At 58.8% G+C, this 17,294-nt stretch carries 13 protein-coding genes; 7 read left to right on the top strand and 6 right to left on the bottom strand.

The annotated features are described in order from the left end of the window. Position 1: 1 nt before the first annotated feature. Positions 2–787: an alpha/beta fold hydrolase gene (locus Q4481_RS08640; RefSeq protein ID WP_304375938.1), complete on the bottom strand. Its 786-nt coding sequence runs from the start codon at positions 785–787 to the stop codon at positions 2–4. Between the two features lie 126 nt (positions 788–913). On the opposite strand from Q4481_RS08640, the gene Q4481_RS08635 reads away from it, so the two are divergent. Next, a complete protein-coding gene (locus Q4481_RS08635; protein WP_304375937.1) occupies positions 914–1,159 on the top strand; it encodes a zinc-finger domain-containing protein in 246 nt (81 codons plus the stop codon). Positions 1,160–1,191: 32 nt separating this feature from the next. Beyond that, entirely contained in the window at positions 1,192–2,346 is a 1,155-nt protein-coding gene (locus Q4481_RS08630) for an FAD-dependent monooxygenase (RefSeq protein ID WP_304375936.1), read from the top strand. A 33-nt stretch (positions 2,347–2,379) separates the two neighbouring features. On the opposite strand, the gene Q4481_RS08625 is transcribed toward Q4481_RS08630, so the two are convergent. Next, on the bottom strand, positions 2,380–3,573 hold the full coding sequence (locus tag Q4481_RS08625) for a cystathionine beta-lyase (RefSeq protein WP_304375935.1): 1,194 nt from the start codon (positions 3,571–3,573) through the stop codon (positions 2,380–2,382). A 329-nt stretch (positions 3,574–3,902) separates the two neighbouring features. On the opposite strand from Q4481_RS08625, the gene Q4481_RS08620 reads away from it, so the two are divergent. From Q4481_RS08620 to Q4481_RS08600, 5 genes are all read left to right on the top strand, one after another. After that, entirely contained in the window at positions 3,903–4,931 is a 1,029-nt protein-coding gene (locus tag Q4481_RS08620) for an amino acid ABC transporter substrate-binding protein (protein WP_304375934.1), read from the top strand. A 99-nt stretch (positions 4,932–5,030) separates the two neighbouring features. Continuing rightward, positions 5,031–6,224, top strand: a complete 1,194-nt coding sequence (locus Q4481_RS08615) for an amino acid ABC transporter permease (RefSeq protein ID WP_304375933.1) — start codon at positions 5,031–5,033, stop codon at positions 6,222–6,224. A gap of 1 nt (position 6,225) precedes the next feature. Then, positions 6,226–7,380: an amino acid ABC transporter permease gene (locus Q4481_RS08610; protein WP_304375932.1), complete on the top strand. Its 1,155-nt coding sequence runs from the start codon at positions 6,226–6,228 to the stop codon at positions 7,378–7,380. A gap of 9 nt (positions 7,381–7,389) precedes the next feature. Next, positions 7,390–8,163, top strand: coding sequence for an amino acid ABC transporter ATP-binding protein (locus Q4481_RS08605; RefSeq protein ID WP_304375931.1), 774 nt, complete (start codon positions 7,390–7,392; stop codon positions 8,161–8,163). Between the two features lie 112 nt (positions 8,164–8,275). Beyond that, positions 8,276–10,156 carry a M10 family metallopeptidase gene (locus Q4481_RS08600; protein WP_304375930.1) on the top strand — a complete coding sequence of 627 codons (1,881 nt, stop codon included), beginning with the start codon at positions 8,276–8,278 and terminating at the stop codon, positions 10,154–10,156. Between the two features lie 60 nt (positions 10,157–10,216). Here the strand turns inward: Q4481_RS08600 and ilvD are convergent, their stop codons facing one another. The 4 genes from ilvD to Q4481_RS08580 all read right to left on the bottom strand — a co-directional run bounded on the left by ilvD (position 10,217) and on the right by Q4481_RS08580 (position 17,177). Further along, complete coding sequence (ilvD, locus tag Q4481_RS08595) at positions 10,217–12,058, bottom strand: dihydroxy-acid dehydratase (protein ID WP_304375929.1); 1,842 nt, start codon at positions 12,056–12,058, stop codon at positions 10,217–10,219. 144 nt (positions 12,059–12,202) lie between these two features. Further along, entirely contained in the window at positions 12,203–12,976 is a 774-nt protein-coding gene (locus tag Q4481_RS08590) for a tetratricopeptide repeat protein (protein ID WP_304375928.1), read from the bottom strand. Positions 12,977–13,469: 493 nt separating this feature from the next. Continuing rightward, entirely contained in the window at positions 13,470–16,298 is a 2,829-nt protein-coding gene (locus tag Q4481_RS08585) for a valine--tRNA ligase (protein WP_304375927.1), read from the bottom strand. A 123-nt stretch (positions 16,299–16,421) separates the two neighbouring features. Further along, entirely contained in the window at positions 16,422–17,177 is a 756-nt protein-coding gene (locus Q4481_RS08580) for a PopZ family protein (RefSeq protein ID WP_304375926.1), read from the bottom strand. Between the last annotated feature and the right edge of the window lie 117 nt (positions 17,178–17,294).

The raw sequence follows: 17,294 nt of genomic DNA, 5'->3' as shown, positions 1-17,294 counted from the left end.
CTCAATCCTCACCCAGCTCTTCGTAGAAATCGAGAACCGCTTTCTTGAAGACGCGATCACCCACCGCCAGCATATGATCGCGGCCCGGAATGTCGATCGCACGCGCATCAGGCATCAGGTCTGCGAGTTCATGCGGTGAGCCGGCGATATCGTCTGTGGTGCCGACGCAGATAAGCGTCGGCATCATGAGACGCGCCAGTTCGGCTTCCGTCACGAGCACGCGATTGGAGGAGATGCAGGCGGCAAGCGCAATTCGGTCGCTGCCCGTCTTGTCCGCGAACGCCCGAAACATGCGTCCGCGCTCATGGGTGACGACATCGAGACTCGGTGCCAAAAGCGCCTCGGCGATCGGATCCCAGTCGCCGACGCCGCGAACCAGCCCGATACCCAGGCCGCCCCAGACGAGAGAGCGGATCCGATTCGGATGGGCGAGCGCGAGAAACGCGGAAATCCGCGCGCCCATCGAATAGCCGATCACATCTGCCGTCTCGATATCGAGATGATCCAGCAGCGCGCGCACATCCTCGGCCATGATGTTGGGATTATAAGCCTTTGCCTCATGTGGTTTACCGCTGCGGCCATGGCCGCGATTATCGATGGCGATAACGCGGCGGCCAGCCTTTTCGAGCGTCTGCAGCCAGCCGGGATGCACCCAGTTGACCATCGCCGAGGAGGCAAATCCGTGAATGAGAAGGACTGGCTTTCCGGCGGCGTGGCCGGCATCGAAATAGGATAAAGACAGCCCGTCATGCTGGAACTGTTGAAATGCCGGTGGATTGAGGTGCATCGCGGGTCAGCTTCCGATCGTCACAATTTTGGCGGATGGATGTGGTTTGCGGCATTTAGACCCCTACACTTTTGCTCCGAACATCTCTATGTTGCGCCACAAAATGACATGACTTCGGAGACTGGCATGGCCGGACACAGCGTTCCTCACTTCCAGAATGATGGCGGATACAAGACTATCGAGATCGGGGTCAAGGAGTTCATGTGCACCGGCGCTTCCTCTCCGTTCGACCATCCGCATATCTATATCGATATGGGGGATGAAAACGAGAAGATCTGTTCCTATTGCTCCACGCTCTATCGCTATAACCCGGCATTGAAGGCAGATCAGTCCAATCCTGCCGGCTGTGTTTTCGTCGAGCACGCAGCCTGAAAGGCCTGGCCCGAAGTGGCCAGGATGGTAAAATGAAATCTGTAGCCGTGATCGGCGCCGGCATAGCCGGTCTTGTGACTGCGCTCTCCTATGCGCGCAAGGGCGTTCCCTCGACCATTTTCGAGCGGACCAGCAAGCTCCAGGAGGTTGGCGCAGGGCTGCAATTGTCTCCCAATGCCACCCATGTGCTCAACCAGCTTGGCCTGACGGAGCGTCTGAAGGATCTCTGGCGGGAGCCGGACAATATCTGTCTGGTCTCCGGAGCGACGCTCGCTCCGGTCACTGCAATTGCGGCCAAGACGCTTGCCGCCCAACGCTGGGGCTCTCCCTACGCCGCCATTCACAGGGCGACGCTGCAGAAGGTATTGCTGGAGGCCGCGGAAGAAAACCCACTGATCACGCTTCGGCTCGATAGCGCCATCGATTCGCAAGCTGATGTCATTCGCGCTACGGGAACCGTTCCCGATCTTCTGGTCGGTGCGGATGGCGTCTGGTCGAAATTTCGCAAGAAGATTCCCGAAGCCGGCCATCCGGTCTTTTCAGGCATGGTTGCCTGGCGCTTCATCATTCCGCAGAAGGATGCGCCCTCCTTCCTCAATCCGCGCAATGTAACCGCCTTCGTCGGACCGCGGGCCCATATTGTCGCCTATCCGCTCAAGGATTCGGGTGCCTTCAACGTGGTGGCGCTGGCAAGCGGAACCAATCCTGGTGAGACCTGGGCGGCGGATTGCAATCCCAGCCATCGTTCCGACATGGTGAAGCAGTTCAGCGGCTGGCATCGCGATATCCGCACGCTTCTGTCCTATGCACCGAAGCCGACCTGGTGGCCGCTGTTTGGCGTCAGCGAAGGCCGCTGGACCGATGGCAATCACAGCATTCTGGTTGGCGATGCCGCCCATGCGATGACGCCGTTTGCCGCCCAGGGGGCGGCCATGGCGATCGAAGATGCATATGAACTGGCAGGAATCACGACGGCCGATGTGTCGCTTGCCGATGCGCTGCTGTTTTTCGAGCGCACCCGCCGTCAGCGCGTCGCCCAGGTGCGTTCGCGCGGCGCCTTCAACAAGTTCGCCTATCATGCGCGTGGGCCAGTCCGGCTCGCACGCGATCTCGTGCTTCGGCTTCGCAGCCCGGAAAATGTCGCCGCCGATCTCGACTGGCTTTATGGCTACAAGGCGCCGGGCTGATCCACCAGCCAAGCGCCTTGTGCCTTCACTTAACTATTTGGCTTCGGCCGCCGCGGCAAAGCCGGCTTCGAGGTCGCGCTTCAGATCCACAGCATCTTCGAGACCAATCTGCAGGCGGATCACCGGCCCCTCGACCGTGGGCTTGGAAAGCTTGCGATCGCCGAGATTGACGGGCACGGCCAGGCTTTCGTAGCCGCCCCAGGAATATCCGAGCCCGAAGAGTTTCAGAGCATCGAGAAAGGCGTGCGAACGCAGCTTGTAGCTCGACGCATCCGGGCTCTTGAGGATGAAGGAGAAGACGCCGCTCGCGCCTTTGAAGTCGCGCTTCCAGATCTCATGGCCTTCGAAGGACGGCAGGGCCGGATGCAGGACCTTTGCGACATCGTCACGGCTTTCGAGCCACTGGGCAATCTCCAGCGCACTCTGCTGATGACGTTCCAGCCGAAGGCCCATCGTGCGCAGACCGCGGAGGATCTGGTAGGAATCATCCGGTGCGCCGCAGATGCCGAGCGTAACGGTCGCTTCCTTGAGCTCTGCCCAGCAACGGTCGTTCGCCGACACTGTGCCCATCAGAATGTCCGAATGGCCTGACGGGTACTTTGTGGCGGCATGGATGGAAATGTCGACGCCAAAATCGAGCGGCTTGAAATAGAGCGGTGTCGCCCAGGTATTGTCCATCGTCACGATGGCGCCATGCGCCTTGGCAGCTTCTGCGGTTGCGCGTACGTCCTGCATTTCGAACGTGTTGGAACCCGGCGCCTCCAGATGCACGAGCCGCGTGTTGGGACGGCACAGCGAGGCAATGTCTGCCCCGATCGAGGGATGATAATATTCCGTCTCGATCCCCAGTTTCTTCAGCATCGTGTCGCAGAAATGGCGAGTCGGATAATAGACCGAATCAACAACCAGAACATGGTCTCCCGCCCGCAGGAATGCGAGGAACGGAACCGTGACGGCAGCGAGACCCGACGGGACAAGGATCGTGCCCGCCGAGCCTTCCAGCTCGTCGATGGCGGCGCACAGGGCATCCGTCGTCGGGGTTCCCCTCGTGCCATAAGTATACTTCTGCGCTCGGGTTTCCAGCGTGTTGGCATCGGGATAGAGGACCGTCGACGCATGGACGACCGGCGGATTGACGAACCCGAAATAGTCGCGCGGGTTGTAGCCGCTATGGACGAGGCTCGTGTTGTCACCCCATTCTTCCGCATTCTCAAACTTGCTGCTCATTTGACCTTCCTGTCTCTCTCCCACCGACTTTTCATAGGACAAAGCCGCGGTCAAGGCTGGCGCATTTGCGAAGTGGAATGCCGGGATACCTACAGAAAACGCAATTTTATTCGCCAACAAGCCTATTTGCAGAGCCGTTTGCTGCACTTTTTTTCACATTTCAGCAAAAAGTCGCAATTTTTTTTGCATTATCAATCGTTGATCTTGACGAACGGTGTTTTTGCGACTGTTGTAATAGAACGTCTATTCCGGAAGGGAAACCGGAGCGGCGGCTGGGCCCGATCAGGGCCCGGCGGGGAAACAGACAACAAATCAAAAGGTTGGAAAAAATGACCAAGCAGCTTTTGACAGGCGCCATCGGCGCAGCGATCATCGCACTGGGCGCATCTGCCGCGCATGCAGGGACGCTTGAAGACGTCAAGGCAAAGGGGTTCGTACAGTGCGGCGTCAACGGGTCGAACCTGGCTGGCTTCGGCGCCCAGGATTCTTCCGGCAACTGGTCGGGTCTCGATGTCGACCTGTGCCGTGCCGTCGCAGCCGCCGTGTTCGGCGATGCAACCAAGGTGAAGTACACCCCCCTCTCCGCCAAGGACCGCTTCCCGGCACTGCAGTCGGGCGAAATCGACATGCTGGCCCGCAACACGACCTGGACCGTCAGCCGTGACTCGCAGCTTGGCTTCGATTTCCGCGCCGTCAATTACTATGACGGCCAGGGCTTCATGGTTCCGAAGAAGCTGGAAGTGAAGTCGGCTCTCGAACTGTCGGGCGCTGCCGTCTGCGTTCAGTCGGGTACCACGACCGAACTCAATCTCGCCGACTACTTCAAGGCCAACAACCTCGAATACAAGCCGGTCGTGTTCGAAAAGCAGGAAGAAGTCGACGCCGCCTACCAGGCCGGCCGTTGCGACGTCTACACGACCGACCAGTCCGGCCTTTATTCGATCCGCCTGTCGCTGTCGAACCCGGCCGACCATGTCATCCTTCCGGAAATCATTTCCAAGGAGCCGCTCGGACCGGCCGTTCGCCAGAACGATTCCAAGTGGTTCGACATCGTGACCTGGGCACATTACGCGATGGTGACGGCTGAAGAATTCGGCATCACCACGGCCAATGTCGATGAGATGACCAAGTCCGAAAATCCGGACATCAAGCGCTTCCTCGGCGAAGAAAAGGACCAGACGATCGGCAAGGATCTCGGTCTTGACGAGAAGTGGGCCTACAACATCGTCAAGCAGGTCGGCAATTACGGCGAAAGCTTCGAACGCAATGTCGGCCAGGGCTCGAACCTCAAGATCGAACGCGGCCTGAACGCCCTGTGGACCAAGGGTGGTCTGCAGTACTCGCCGCCGATCCGCTAAGTCTTCGCGGACACCTGACTGCCGGGAAGGCGAAAACGCCTTCCCGTTCATTCCGATAAAAACGCCCGGATACAGGGCAACGGAAGAGGGGAAAAATGCATGGCAGCTCCAGTTGCCGGTTCGGCGCCGTCCAAACGACCTGCGCAAAACCTGCTCTACAATCCTGAACTACGCCAGTTTGCCTATCAGGCTCTCACGGTACTCTTTATCGTCTGGCTGATCTGGTATGCCGGGACCAATGCGTCGCAGAACCTGGCCAAGGCGAACATGACCGCCGGCTTCGGATTCCTAAATGGCCGGGCCGGGTTCGATATCGCCCAGACACCGATCGAATATTCGAGTGACTCGACCTATCTGCGCGCGCTCTTTCTCGGATTGACCAATACGCTGATCGTTGCCGCTTGCGGCATCGTGACGGCCTCGATCATCGGCCTGCTGGTCGGCATCGGACGACTTTCGAACAACTGGCTGATTGCGCGCCTTTCGACGGTCTATGTCGAAGTGTTCCGCAACATCCCGCCGCTGCTCGTGATCTTCTTCTGGTACAAGGGCGTTCTGTCGCTGCTGCCGGACGTGAAGGCGGCCCTCGCCTTGCCGCTCTCGGTCTTTGTCAGCAATCGCGGCATCTACATGCCGGCTCCCGTCTTTGGCGACGGGTTCTGGATCGTGCCCGTCGCGCTGGTCGTCGGCATTGTTATCACCGTGCTTTATGCGCGCTGGGCCCGCAATCGCCAGATGGCCACAGGCCAACGTTCGCCGGTTCTGCTGGCGGGCTTGGGCCTGATCATCGGTCTGCCCCTGGTGGCGCTGATCGTCGCGGGCTTTCCGGTCACGTTCGATATTCCGGTGCTTGGCAAGTTCAACATGCGCGGCGGTACGGTGATCGGACCGGAATTCCTGTCCCTCTACCTCGCATTGTCGTTCTATACGGCCTCCTTCATTGCCGAAATCGTGCGCGCCGGCATTCGTGGCGTCTCGAAAGGGCAAAGCGAAGCGGCGTTTGCACTGGGCGTGCGACCGAACCTGGCAACGCGGCTCATCATTCTGCCGCAGGCCCTGCGGATCATCATTCCACCGTTGACGTCGCAATATCTGAATCTCACCAAGAACTCGTCTCTGGCCGTGGCGATCGGTTATGCCGATCTTGTGGCCGTCGGCGGCACCATCCTCAACCAGTCTGGCCATTCCATCGAGATCATCGCGATCTGGATGCTGGTCTATGTCTCGATCAGCCTGGCGACATCGCTGTTCATGAACTGGTTCAACGCCAAGATGGCTTTGGTGGAGCGATAAGATGGCAGATGACATTTCTTATGTCCGCAAGGACTTCCTTCCGGCTCTTGCCGCGCCGACGAACGACAAGTCTGCGATCGGTTGGGTCAGGCGCAACCTCTTTGCTTCGGTCAAGGATTCGATTCTGACCGTCGCAGCAGCGGTTGCCATCGTCTGGTTCATCGTCAACGCGCTCGATTTCCTGCTGTTCTCGGCCGTCTGGTCGGGAAGCGATCGCGCTGCCTGTGCAACGATTGCACAGGGCGGCACCCTGCCCGATGGCTGGCATGGTGCCTGCTGGGCCTATGTCGGCGACTGGTTCACCCAATTCATGGTGGGGTCCTATCCACGCGATCAACTGTGGCGGCCCATCCTGGTTGCCGTGCTGTTCGTGGCCCTTCTGATCCCTTTCCTGATGCCTTCGGCTCCGAGAAAGGGGCTTAACGCCCTTCTCCTGCTCGTGGTGCTGCCGCTCATCGCCTACATTCTGCTGCTGGGTGGCTCCTTCGGCCTCAGCCATGTCGAAACCAGCATGTGGGGCGGGCTCATGGTCACCCTCATCCTGTCATTCGTCGGTATCGTTGTTTCACTGCCCTTCGGGATTGTGCTGGCCCTCGGCCGCCGATCGAAGATGCCGATCGTCAGGGCAGCTTCCGTGGCCTTCATCGAACTTGTCCGTGGCGTGCCGTTGATCACGGTTCTCTTCATGGCGAGTGTGGTGCTGCCGCTCTTCCTGGCACCGGGACAGGGTATCGACAAATTCCTTCGTGCATTGGTGGGTGTATCGATTTTCGCCTCCGCCTATATGGCGGAAGTGATCCGCGGCGGCCTGCAGGCAATCCCGAAGGGCCAGTATGAAGGGGCCGATTCCCTCGGGCTCAACTACGCCCAGAAGATGACCTTCATCATCATGCCGCAGGCGATCAAGCTCGTGATCCCCGGCATCGTCAACACTTTCATCGGCATGTTCAAGGACACGTCGCTGGTTTCGATCATCAACATGTACGACCTGCTTGGCATCGTCAAAGCAAGCTTCGGCGATTCTCACTGGCTGACGCCGGTCACCCCATTGACGGGGCTTATTTTCGCTGGCTTCGTGTTCTGGCTTTTCTGCTTCGGCATGTCGCGCTATTCCGCTTTCATCGAGCGCCGTCTCGACACTGGACATAAGAGATAGGGGAAAATCATGGCCAATGAAGCCACACAAAAAATGACCGTCTCCAAGACCGATTCAGCGGTCGAGATTATCGGCATGAACAAATGGTATGGCGAATTCCACGTGCTTCGCGATATCAATCTCAAGGTCATGAAGGGCGAGCGTATCGTCATCGCCGGGCCGTCGGGCTCGGGAAAATCGACGATGATCCGCTGTATCAACCGGCTGGAAGAACACCAGAAGGGCCGGATCGTCGTCGATGGGATCGAACTGACCAACGATCTGAAGCGGATCGATGAAGTGCGCCGCGAAGTCGGCATGGTGTTCCAGCACTTCAACCTCTTCCCGCATCTGACCATTCTGGAAAACTGCACGCTGGCGCCAATCTGGGTGCGCAAGATGCCGAAGAAGCAGGCCGAGGAAGTGGCGATGCATTTCCTCAAGCGCGTCAAGATTCCGGAACAGGCCAACAAATATCCGGGCCAGCTTTCGGGCGGCCAGCAGCAGCGCGTTGCAATTGCGCGCGCCCTGTGCATGAAGCCGAAGATCATGCTGTTCGATGAGCCGACATCGGCGCTCGATCCGGAAATGGTCAAGGAAGTGCTCGATACGATGGTCGGTCTTGCCGAAGAAGGCATGACGATGCTGTGCGTGACCCACGAAATGGGCTTTGCCCGTCAGGTCGCAAACCGGGTCATCTTCATGGACCAGGGCCAGATCGTCGAGCAGAACGATCCGGTGAATTTCTTCGACAATCCGCAGCATGAACGGACGAAGCTGTTCTTAAGCCAGATACTGCATTGAACCGGCAAATCCGTTTCAAATGAGGATGTTAGGCTTCGGTTTACCACGCTCATTCGATCGGTTTTAATGCATTAGTCATATCTTTCCCGAATTGACATTCGGGGAAGATTTCATGGCAAGTACAATCAGTGTTTCGCGTTCCGCCGTCTCCATGGCCAACGGCATTCTAAGCGGAACGGGCTGGTCGGGCACGATCACCTACGCCTTCCCCACCGATGCTGCCGATTATGGCTATACGACGGAAGCGTCGAACGGATTTGCCGCCATCAATTCGGCCATGCAATCGACTGTCCTTTTCGCGCTCGAAAGCGGCGACGGCAATGATGCCAATGACGCATTCTCGGTGGAAGGTTTCACCAATGCGAACTTCGAATCCGGTTCGACCACCGATGCAACTTTACGCTTTGGCCAGTCTAATGTTCCCAAAACCGCATATGCCTATCTGCCCAACACGGCGGAGGAAGGCGGTGATGTGTGGTTCGGAACCACTTACAATTATACAGCACCACAGGCTGGTAATTATGCCTGGCATACAATCCTGCATGAAATCGGTCATGCCCTTGGCCTCAAGCATGCGCATGAAAAATTCGGCAGCTGGGGCGTCATGGCGCTCGCCAACGACTCCGTCGAATACACGCTCATGTCCTACCGATCTTATTATAATGCCACGCCGTCAGGCTATACCTATTCGTCCTGGAGCGCGCCGCAGACCTATATGATGGCGGATATCGCCGCGCTGCAGCATATGTATGGAGCCGACTATACGGCCAACAGCGGCGACACGGTTTATAAATGGACGCCGTCCAGTGGCGATACCTATATCGACGGTGAACTGGCGATCGATGCCGGCGGTTCGGTCATTTTCGCGACCATCTGGGATGGCGCGGGCAACGATACCTACGATTTCAGCGCCTATTCGGCGGCACTTACGGTGGACCTCGCTCCGGGCGGGTTTACTGCCCTTGGGCGCGACCAGACCGCTTTCCTCGGCGGCGGAAAATATGCGAGCGGCAGCGTCTATAACGCCCTGCTCTACAACAAGAACACGGCCTCGATGATCGAGAATGCCACGACCGGCAGCGGTAATGATCAGGTTTCCGGCAACAAGATCAACAACGCACTCGATGCCGGCGGAGGTAACGACAAGCTGTTTGGGCTTGAAGGAAACGATACGCTGACCGGTGGAAGTGGCAACGATACGATCGACGGCGGAACCGGCGACGACCAGCTGACCGGCGGCGATGGCGACGACATGCTGCTGGGGGCTGCCGGCAACGACATCTATTATGGCGGTGCCGGGCTCAACAAGATGACGGATGCCACCGGAAACGATACGTTTTACGGCGGTGCAGGTTCGGATGTCATCAGCGCGGGCGCAGGCAACGACGTCATCTACAGCGCGGGCACACAGTTCGACGAAGCGGCGACATCCGGCGATACAATCGTCGCTGGATCTGGCAACGATTCCATCTGGGGCAGCCATGCGGCCGATGTCGTGACGCTTACTTCCGGCAACAATTACCTGTGGGCCGGTGCGGGTGCCGACAAGATTACCGGTGGCACGGGTAGTGACACGATCTGGGGCAACTGGGATTCGGACTCGATCATCGGTGGTGCCGGCAACGATTCCATTCGCGGCAACGAGGGCGCTGACTATATCAATGGCAGCACCGGCAACGATATCCTCATCGGCGACGAACTAACCGATACGATTATCGGCGGCGCCGGCAATGACACGATGACCGGCGATTACAACATCGACGAAGCCGATATTTTCGTGCTCGAAAGCAACCGCAGTATCGGTCGCGATGTCATTACCGATTTCGACTACTTACACGATATGCTCAAACTCGGCATCACCAGCATGCAGGCACAGGTGGTTTCGGCGGCCAAACAGGTCGGCTCCGATACGGTCATAACCTTCTCAAGCTCGACGATCCTGACGCTCAAGGATTTCGATGTCGGGGATGTCGACCAGATCATGTTTGCCTGATCGAATCAAAAGGCCGGCGAGAACCTCTCGCCGGCCTTTCAAAATTCAGAAACCGATCGCTTACTCGAACGCGCCGAGATCGCGGACCGCACCCTTGTCGGCCGAAGTTGCAAAGGCGGCATAGGCCTTGAGGGCCGTCGACACATTGCGCTTGCGCTTTTCGGCCGGCTTCCAGCCCTTCGCGTCCTGCTCCTTGCGGCGGGCCGCAAGCTCTTCATCGCTGACGCGCAGGTTGATCGTGCGGTTCGGAATATCGATATCGATCATATCGCCTTCGCGTACCAGACCGATCGTACCACCGGTTGCCGCTTCCGGAGACACGTGACCGATCGAAAGACCGGACGTGCCGCCGGAGAAACGGCCATCGGTGAGAAGCGCGCAGGCCTTGCCGAGGCCCTTCGATTTCAGATAGCTCGTCGGATAGAGCATTTCCTGCATGCCTGGGCCGCCCTTAGGGCCTTCATAGCGGATCACGACGACGTCACCAGCCTTGACTTCGTTGCTGAGGATGGCCTTCACCGCCGAATCCTGGCTCTCATAGACCTTGGCCGGGCCGGAGAATTTCAGGATGCTTTCATCGACGCCGGCGGTCTTGACGATGCAGCCATCGATCGCGACATTGCCCTTGAGAACAGCAAGGCCGCCATCCTTCGAGAAGGGATTCTCGACCGAACGGATGACACCATTGTCGCTGTCAGTATCGAGATCGTCCCAACGGGCTTCCTGGCTGAAGGCCACCTGGGTCGGCACGCCACCAGGAGCCGCGCGGAAGAAGGTGCGCACGCTTTCGAGGTTGGTGCGGGTGATATCCCAGCGATCGATTGCATCGCCGAGCGTGGCGGAATGCACAGTCACGCAATCGCGGTTGATGAGATCGCCGCGTTCGAGTTCGCCGAGGATGCGCATGATGCCACCGGCACGGTGGACATCTTCCATGTGAACATCGCTCTTGGCCGGCGCCACCTTCGACAGGCAAGGAACCTTGCGCGACAGACGATCGATATCGTCCATCGTGAAATCGACTTCCGCTTCCTTGGCGGCAGCGAGAATATGCAGCACCGTATTGGTCGAGCCGCCCATGGCAATATCGAGCGCCATGGCATTCTCGAAGGCAGCCTTGTTGGCGATCGACCGCGGCAGCACGTTTGCGTCGTCCTGCTCGTAATAACGGCGGGCCAGATCGACGATCAGATGGCCGGCTTCAACGAACAGGCGCTTACGATCGGCGTGCGTCGCAAGGGTCGAGCCATTGCCGGGCAAGGACAGGCCGAGCGCTTCGGTCAGGCAGTTCATCGAATTGGCGGTGAACATGCCCGAGCAGGAACCGCAGGTCGGACAGGCCGAACGCTCGATCACGTTCACATCTTCATCGGACACATTGTCGTCGGCTGCGGCCACCATGGCATCGACCAGATCGAGCGCATGTTTCTTTCCGTGCAGGATGACCTTGCCGGCTTCCATCGGACCACCGGAGACGAAAACGACCGGAATGTTGATCCGGAGTGCGGCCATCAGCATGCCGGGCGTGATCTTGTCGCAGTTCGAAATGCAGACCATGGCATCGGCACAATGGGCATTCACCATATATTCGACAGAATCCGCGATCAGTTCACGCGACGGCAGCGAATAGAGCATGCCATCATGGCCCATGGCGATCCCGTCATCGACGGCAATCGTGTTGAATTCCTTGGCGACGCCGCCGGCGGCCTCGATTTCGCGGGCAACGAGCTGGCCAAGATCCTTGAGATGGACATGGCCCGGCACGAACTGCGTGAAAGAGTTGACGACGGCGATGATCGGCTTGCCGAAATCGCTGTCCTTCATCCCGGTGGCGCGCCAAAGCCCGCGGGCTCCGGCCATATTGCGTCCATGGGTGGTTGTTCTCGAACGATAGGCTGGCATGGTGTTTTCCTCGGCTCCCGGCCTTGCCCCATCAAGCGAATGACGGTTGGCCGGCTATACGGTATTCCGAGTTAGGTACCGTAATTGACAAAAGCTGTCACTATCGGATCCGGCCGATCCGGTACGGTCGAGGCGTTAAAACACTCAGTCCTGGCCCTTGAGGCGGATATTGGCGGAAAGCTCGATCGCTTCCCGGCGATCTTTTTCGCTGGCGAGCGAAAAGGCCTGTTCCTGCATGTCCTGCAGCCACTTGCGGTCGCGTGGCGAACAGATGTCGAGCGCAGCCGTCATATAGGCGAGGCCACGAACGGTCTGGCCTTCCTGGAAGATGACATTGCCGAACATGCCCATGGCGCCAACATGCCCTTCCTTGCGAGCATGATTGAGCCACTTCTTGGCCTGGCGAATGTTGGCTTCACCGCCCTCGCCCTGCAGCAGCATGCGCGCGAGACGGAACTGAGCTTCGGCATTACCGAAGGCAGATGCGGCCTGGAAATAGAGTTGGCGGGCCTGGGACGGGTCGGCCGTGACCGGGCTTTCGGGAATGCCCTGGTAATAGTAATCGGCAAGCGCAATCAGGGCGTTGACGAAAAAGCCGGTGTCATCCGAGCCCGGTTCGACGCCTTCGCGCGCGATTTCCGAATAGATCTTGAAGGCTTCGAAATCGTTCTTGATGACGCCATCGCCATCGGCATACATCGTCGCCAGTGCCCAGCGCGAGCCGGTATGGCCTTTCTCGGCCGCATAGCGATAGGCTTCCACCGCTTCCTGCTTGTTGCCCTTCTGATAGGCCTTGAAACCCAGGCGGAACACATCGAAGGGACCGCGCTCCTTGCCGGCATCCGCATTCGGATCCAGCGCGAGCGCCTGAACCGAACCCACCGCGAGGAACGCCACGGTCAGGCCAATCTTCGTCATTCTGGCATATGCACGCTTCGGCATGATTACGCGAAATCTTTCATTGTCCGGAAGCCGTCTTGCAAACAGGCGTAAGTTAAGCGTTCACCGGTCTGGCCGTTCTGCATCGCGAAAGAGACACGGAATCCTTTGGCCGGCCTTGCGACCTCCAGTGAATGCATCCCTAATCCGCGTTTACGCAAATCTTTCGTTCCAGCTTTGGCAAGGCACTCGGCCTCGCTCTCTTGACCCTATCGCTGCGCTCGGTTTGTGGCAGGAAATGGACGTCTTTTCCATACCGACCGGAGCCCGAAGACAATAACCGAAAATGTGTTGCCAAATCGTCACAAAGATGAACGCAGCCGACCGAACCAATCCAGGTCGGTTCTTTCGCCGGATGAAATCATCCCATGGCAAGCACGCATTCATGGAAAAACCGCGGCAGGGCCTGCCGCGGTTCATCGGTTGTCAGTAACGTTCGGTCGCCTGAGGCGGCAAGAGCGCCGCCTTGGGATCAGGCTTCGGAAATCCGCTTCAGGGCTGTCTCGAGGCTCGCCTTCTGCTGTTCGAGTTCGGCAAGCTTCTCGCGCTCGGCTTCCACCACTTCCGGCTTGGCATTGGCGACGAACTTTTCGTTGCCCAGCTTGGACAGGATCCGGTCGATATCGGCCTGCGTCTTGCCAAGCGCCTTGTCGAGCCGGGCCTTTTCGGCCGACACGTCAATGAGCTGACCGAGCGGCAGGCAGGCCGTCGCCTCGCCCACCACGATCTGGGCCGAGCCCTTCGGCGCGGCTTCGGCAAAGGAGACGCCTTCGATGCGGGCAAGTCGCTCGATGGCGGCACCATGGCGTTCGCCGCGCTCGCGCGTCACGCTGTTGGCACCAACGATGACAAGCGGCGCCTTGGAGGCAGGTGGGACATTCATTTCGGCGCGGGCCGAGCGAATGCCGGTCACGAGATCAATCAGCCAGTTGATGTCGTCAGCCGCCTCATTGTCGGCGAAATCGGATGACGGCCATGCGGCATGGCAGAGAAGGCGATCGCGTTCGGCGGTATGTTCCCAAAGCTCCTCGGTCATGAACGGCATGAACGGGTGCAGAAGCTTGTAGGTCTCTTCGAGGACATAGGCGACACAGGCCTGCGCTTCGGACTTGGCAGCCTCATCTTCGCCACCGAACACCGGCTTCAGCAATTCGAGATACCAATCACAGAACTGGTTCCAGATGAAGCGGTAAAGAGCCCCCGCCGCTTCGTTGAAACGGTACTGCTCGATCCCTTCCGTGACCTCGCGAACGGTCTTGGAAAGCTCGGTCAGGATCCAGCGGCTCAGGGTCGTCTTCGCCTTGGTCGGCGAGAAATCCGGGTCGCGCTTGACGCCGTTCATTTCGGCAAAGCGGGTCGCGTTCCAGAGCTTGGTGCCGAAATTCCGGTAGCCGGCAATGCGGGCGGGGTCGAGCTTCACATCGCGGCCCTGCGCCGCCATGATGGCGAGCGTGAAGCGCAGGGCGTCGGCGCCATATTCGTCGATCAGCGACAGCGGGTCGATGACGTTGCCCTTCGACTTCGACATCTTCTGGCCGTTCTTGTCGCGAACCAGCGCATGGACATAGACCGTGTCGAACGGCTCGACCGGGTTGCCATGCTCGTCCTTCATGAAATGCAGACCCATCATCATCATGCGGGCGACCCAGAAGAAGATGATGTCGAAACCGGTCACCAGAACGCTGGTCGGGTAGTAGCGCGCCAGTTCCGGCGTCTTGTCCGGCCAGCCGAGCGTCGAGAAAGGCCAGAGCGCAGACGAGAACCAGGTGTCGAGAACATCCTCGTCTCGGGTCAGGATCTCGCCCGGCTTCATCTCTTCGAGCTTTTCCTCGACCCAGGCCTTCCAAGGACCTTCGTGGGAGATGTAATGCTGGATTGCGGCGTGCAGCGCCTCTTCCTCGGTCTTTTCGACGAAGACCGTGCCATCCGGCCCATACCAGGCCGGAATCTGGTGTCCCCACCAGAGCTGGCGAGAGACACACCAGGGCTGGATATTCTCCATCCACTCATAATAGGTCTTTTCCCAGTTCTTGGGAACGAACTTGGTCCGGCCTTCGCGAACAGAGGCGATTGCCGGCTGCGCCAGCGTCTTGGCGTCGACATACCATTGCTCGGTCAGGCGCGGCTCGATCGGAACGCCGCCGCGATCGCCATGGGGAACCATATGCGTATGGGCATCGATCTTTTCGAGCAGGCCCCACTGTTCGAACATTTCGACGATCAGCTTGCGCGCGGCAAAGCGTTCGACACCGTCGAGCGCCTTGATGAGCTTGTTAAGTTCGTCGGTGCGCTCGAGACCTTCGAGGAAATCGCTATTCTCGTCGATCGAAATATGGCCGTCGATCGACATGATGTTGATCATCCGCAAGCCGGCACGCTTGCCCACCTCGAAGTCGTTGAAATCATGCGCGGGTGTCATCTTGACGGCACCGGTTCCCGCTTCGGGATCCGGATATTCATCGCCGACGATCGGGATCAGGCGCCCAACGCCCGGAAGCACCACATGCTTGCCGATCAGCGACTGATAGCGTGTGTCATCGGGGTGGACGGCAACACCTGTATCACCGAGATAGGTCTCGGGCCGCGTCGTTGCGACGACGAGATAATCACGCGTTTCGGTGATGACCTGATCATGTTCCTCGTCATAGCCGACGGGATGTTCGTAAGTGACGCCTTCCTCAAGCGGATAGCGCAGATGCCAGAGATTGCCCTTGATCTCGACCTGTTCGACTTCAAGATCGGAAATCGCCGTCAGCAACTTCGGATCCCAGTTGACGAGGCGCTTGTCCTTGTAGATCAGGCCTTCCTTGAAGAGACGGACGAAGACTTCGAGAACCGCTTCGGACAGGCCTTCATCCATGGTGAAGCGTTCGCGCGACCAGTCGCAGGAAGCGCCCAGACGCTTCAACTGGTTGAAGATCATGCCGCCGGATTCGCCCTTCCACTGCCAGACCCGTTCGACGAAGGCTTCGCGGCCCATATCGCGACGCGAGGGTTCCTGCCGTTCCATCAGTTGGCGCTCGACAACCATCTGGGTCGCAATGCCGGCATGGTCCATACCCGGTTGCCAGAGAACGTCCTTGCCACGCATGCGCTCAAACCGGATCATCACATCCTGGAGCGTGTTGTTGAGGGCGTGGCCCATATGCAGGGAGCCGGTGACATTCGGCGGCGGGATCACAATGCAGAAGCTGTCGGCACCGGGAGCTGCGTTGGCCCCGGCTTCAAATGCATCCGCGTCTTCCCACTTCTTTGCGATCTTCGGTTCAACCGCTGCGGAATCATAGGTTTTTTCAAGCATGGTACAATCCGCCAATGATGAATTTGGCTCTTCCGTAAAGGGTTGCGTATATTGAAGTCAATTCGCCAAAAACAATAAAGCCGCCAAACTGGCGGCTCGATTGTCGAACAATGGCAACCAGGATCAACGACGCGGACCGCGCGCCACGCGTTCGATCTCTTCCCGTACCAGCCGTTCGACCAGCGTCGGCAGATTGTCGTCGAGCCATTCCTGCAGCATCGGACGCAGGAGATCCGCCGCGATGTCGTCGAACGAGCGGCGGTTGGCGTCATCGACCGCGAGCGCCAGGCTCTGGAAAGAACGCGAGACCTGCTCGCTTGCCGCATTCGAAATCAACGGACGTGCCTCAGTGGCCTCGAACTTCTCGACGTATTCTGCTGCAACCTCGGCCACCGGTTCGGACGACGCCCTGTCGGTCATCGGCGTGTGGACCGGCTGGTGCGACTGTTCTTCCCGAACGGCCACAGCCTCGAACGATGGTTCGGCGCGCTGCGGCTGGGTTTCGCGCAACATGGCCGAGTTGCGCTCGGAGGCCGCACGTACCCGTGCAGCCACATCGGCAAGCGAGAGTGACTTCGGAGCCGAAGGAGCATTGCGCTCGACGGTCGATTCAACCTGCGCCGGCATGATTGTCCCTGCCACGTGCCGTTCGAAGGCTGCTTCGCCTGCCATTTCGGCTGCGTCCTCGTCAAACGCGCCATCGATGGTGAGCGGCACTTCTTCCGTATCGTCATTGGCTGGCTGGCCGACAAAGCCCTGCGGCTCAGCCATGGCCGTCGCAAGACCGGTCGGAGCCACGTCGTTGCTTTCGATGATCCGGCGGATGGACGCCAGAATTTCGTCCATGGAAGGTTCACGCACTACATTCGCCTGGGCCATTGTTATCCTCAGTCTGACTGACGCATTGGCAAAAGCTTACGCGATCACTCGATGCGAAAAAACTGTCACGAATCAATTAATTCCGATGATGCACAGCTTTGTACCGAATTGTAGTCG

This window comes from Fluviirhizobium alvei (assembly GCF_030551875.1).
Lineage (GTDB): Bacteria > Pseudomonadota > Alphaproteobacteria > Rhizobiales > Rhizobiaceae > Rhizobium_E > Rhizobium_E alvei.
The sequence above is the reverse complement of the archived record's forward strand: the minus strand, read 5'-3'. Positions and strand labels throughout refer to the sequence as shown.

Bases quoted from the DNA above. Each gene is read 5' to 3' on its own strand.
- Q4481_RS08640 (WP_304375938.1), bottom strand. From the start codon at position 787: ATGCACCTCAATCCACCGGCATTTCAACAGTTCCAGCATGACGGGCTG.
- Q4481_RS08635 (WP_304375937.1), top strand. From the start codon at position 914: ATGGCCGGACACAGCGTTCCTCACTTCCAGAATGATGGCGGATACAAG.
- Q4481_RS08630 (WP_304375936.1), top strand. From the start codon at position 1,192: ATGAAATCTGTAGCCGTGATCGGCGCCGGCATAGCCGGTCTTGTGACT.
- Q4481_RS08625 (WP_304375935.1), bottom strand. From the start codon at position 3,573: ATGAGCAGCAAGTTTGAGAATGCGGAAGAATGGGGTGACAACACGAGC.
- Q4481_RS08620 (WP_304375934.1), top strand. From the start codon at position 3,903: ATGACCAAGCAGCTTTTGACAGGCGCCATCGGCGCAGCGATCATCGCA.
- Q4481_RS08615 (WP_304375933.1), top strand. From the start codon at position 5,031: ATGGCAGCTCCAGTTGCCGGTTCGGCGCCGTCCAAACGACCTGCGCAA.
- Q4481_RS08610 (WP_304375932.1), top strand. From the start codon at position 6,226: ATGGCAGATGACATTTCTTATGTCCGCAAGGACTTCCTTCCGGCTCTT.
- Q4481_RS08605 (WP_304375931.1), top strand. From the start codon at position 7,390: ATGGCCAATGAAGCCACACAAAAAATGACCGTCTCCAAGACCGATTCA.
- Q4481_RS08600 (WP_304375930.1), top strand. From the start codon at position 8,276: ATGGCAAGTACAATCAGTGTTTCGCGTTCCGCCGTCTCCATGGCCAAC.
- ilvD (WP_304375929.1), bottom strand. From the start codon at position 12,058: ATGCCAGCCTATCGTTCGAGAACAACCACCCATGGACGCAATATGGCC.
- Q4481_RS08590 (WP_304375928.1), bottom strand. From the start codon at position 12,976: ATGACGAAGATTGGCCTGACCGTGGCGTTCCTCGCGGTGGGTTCGGTT.
- Q4481_RS08585 (WP_304375927.1), bottom strand. From the start codon at position 16,298: ATGCTTGAAAAAACCTATGATTCCGCAGCGGTTGAACCGAAGATCGCA.
- Q4481_RS08580 (WP_304375926.1), bottom strand. From the start codon at position 17,177: ATGGCCCAGGCGAATGTAGTGCGTGAACCTTCCATGGACGAAATTCTG.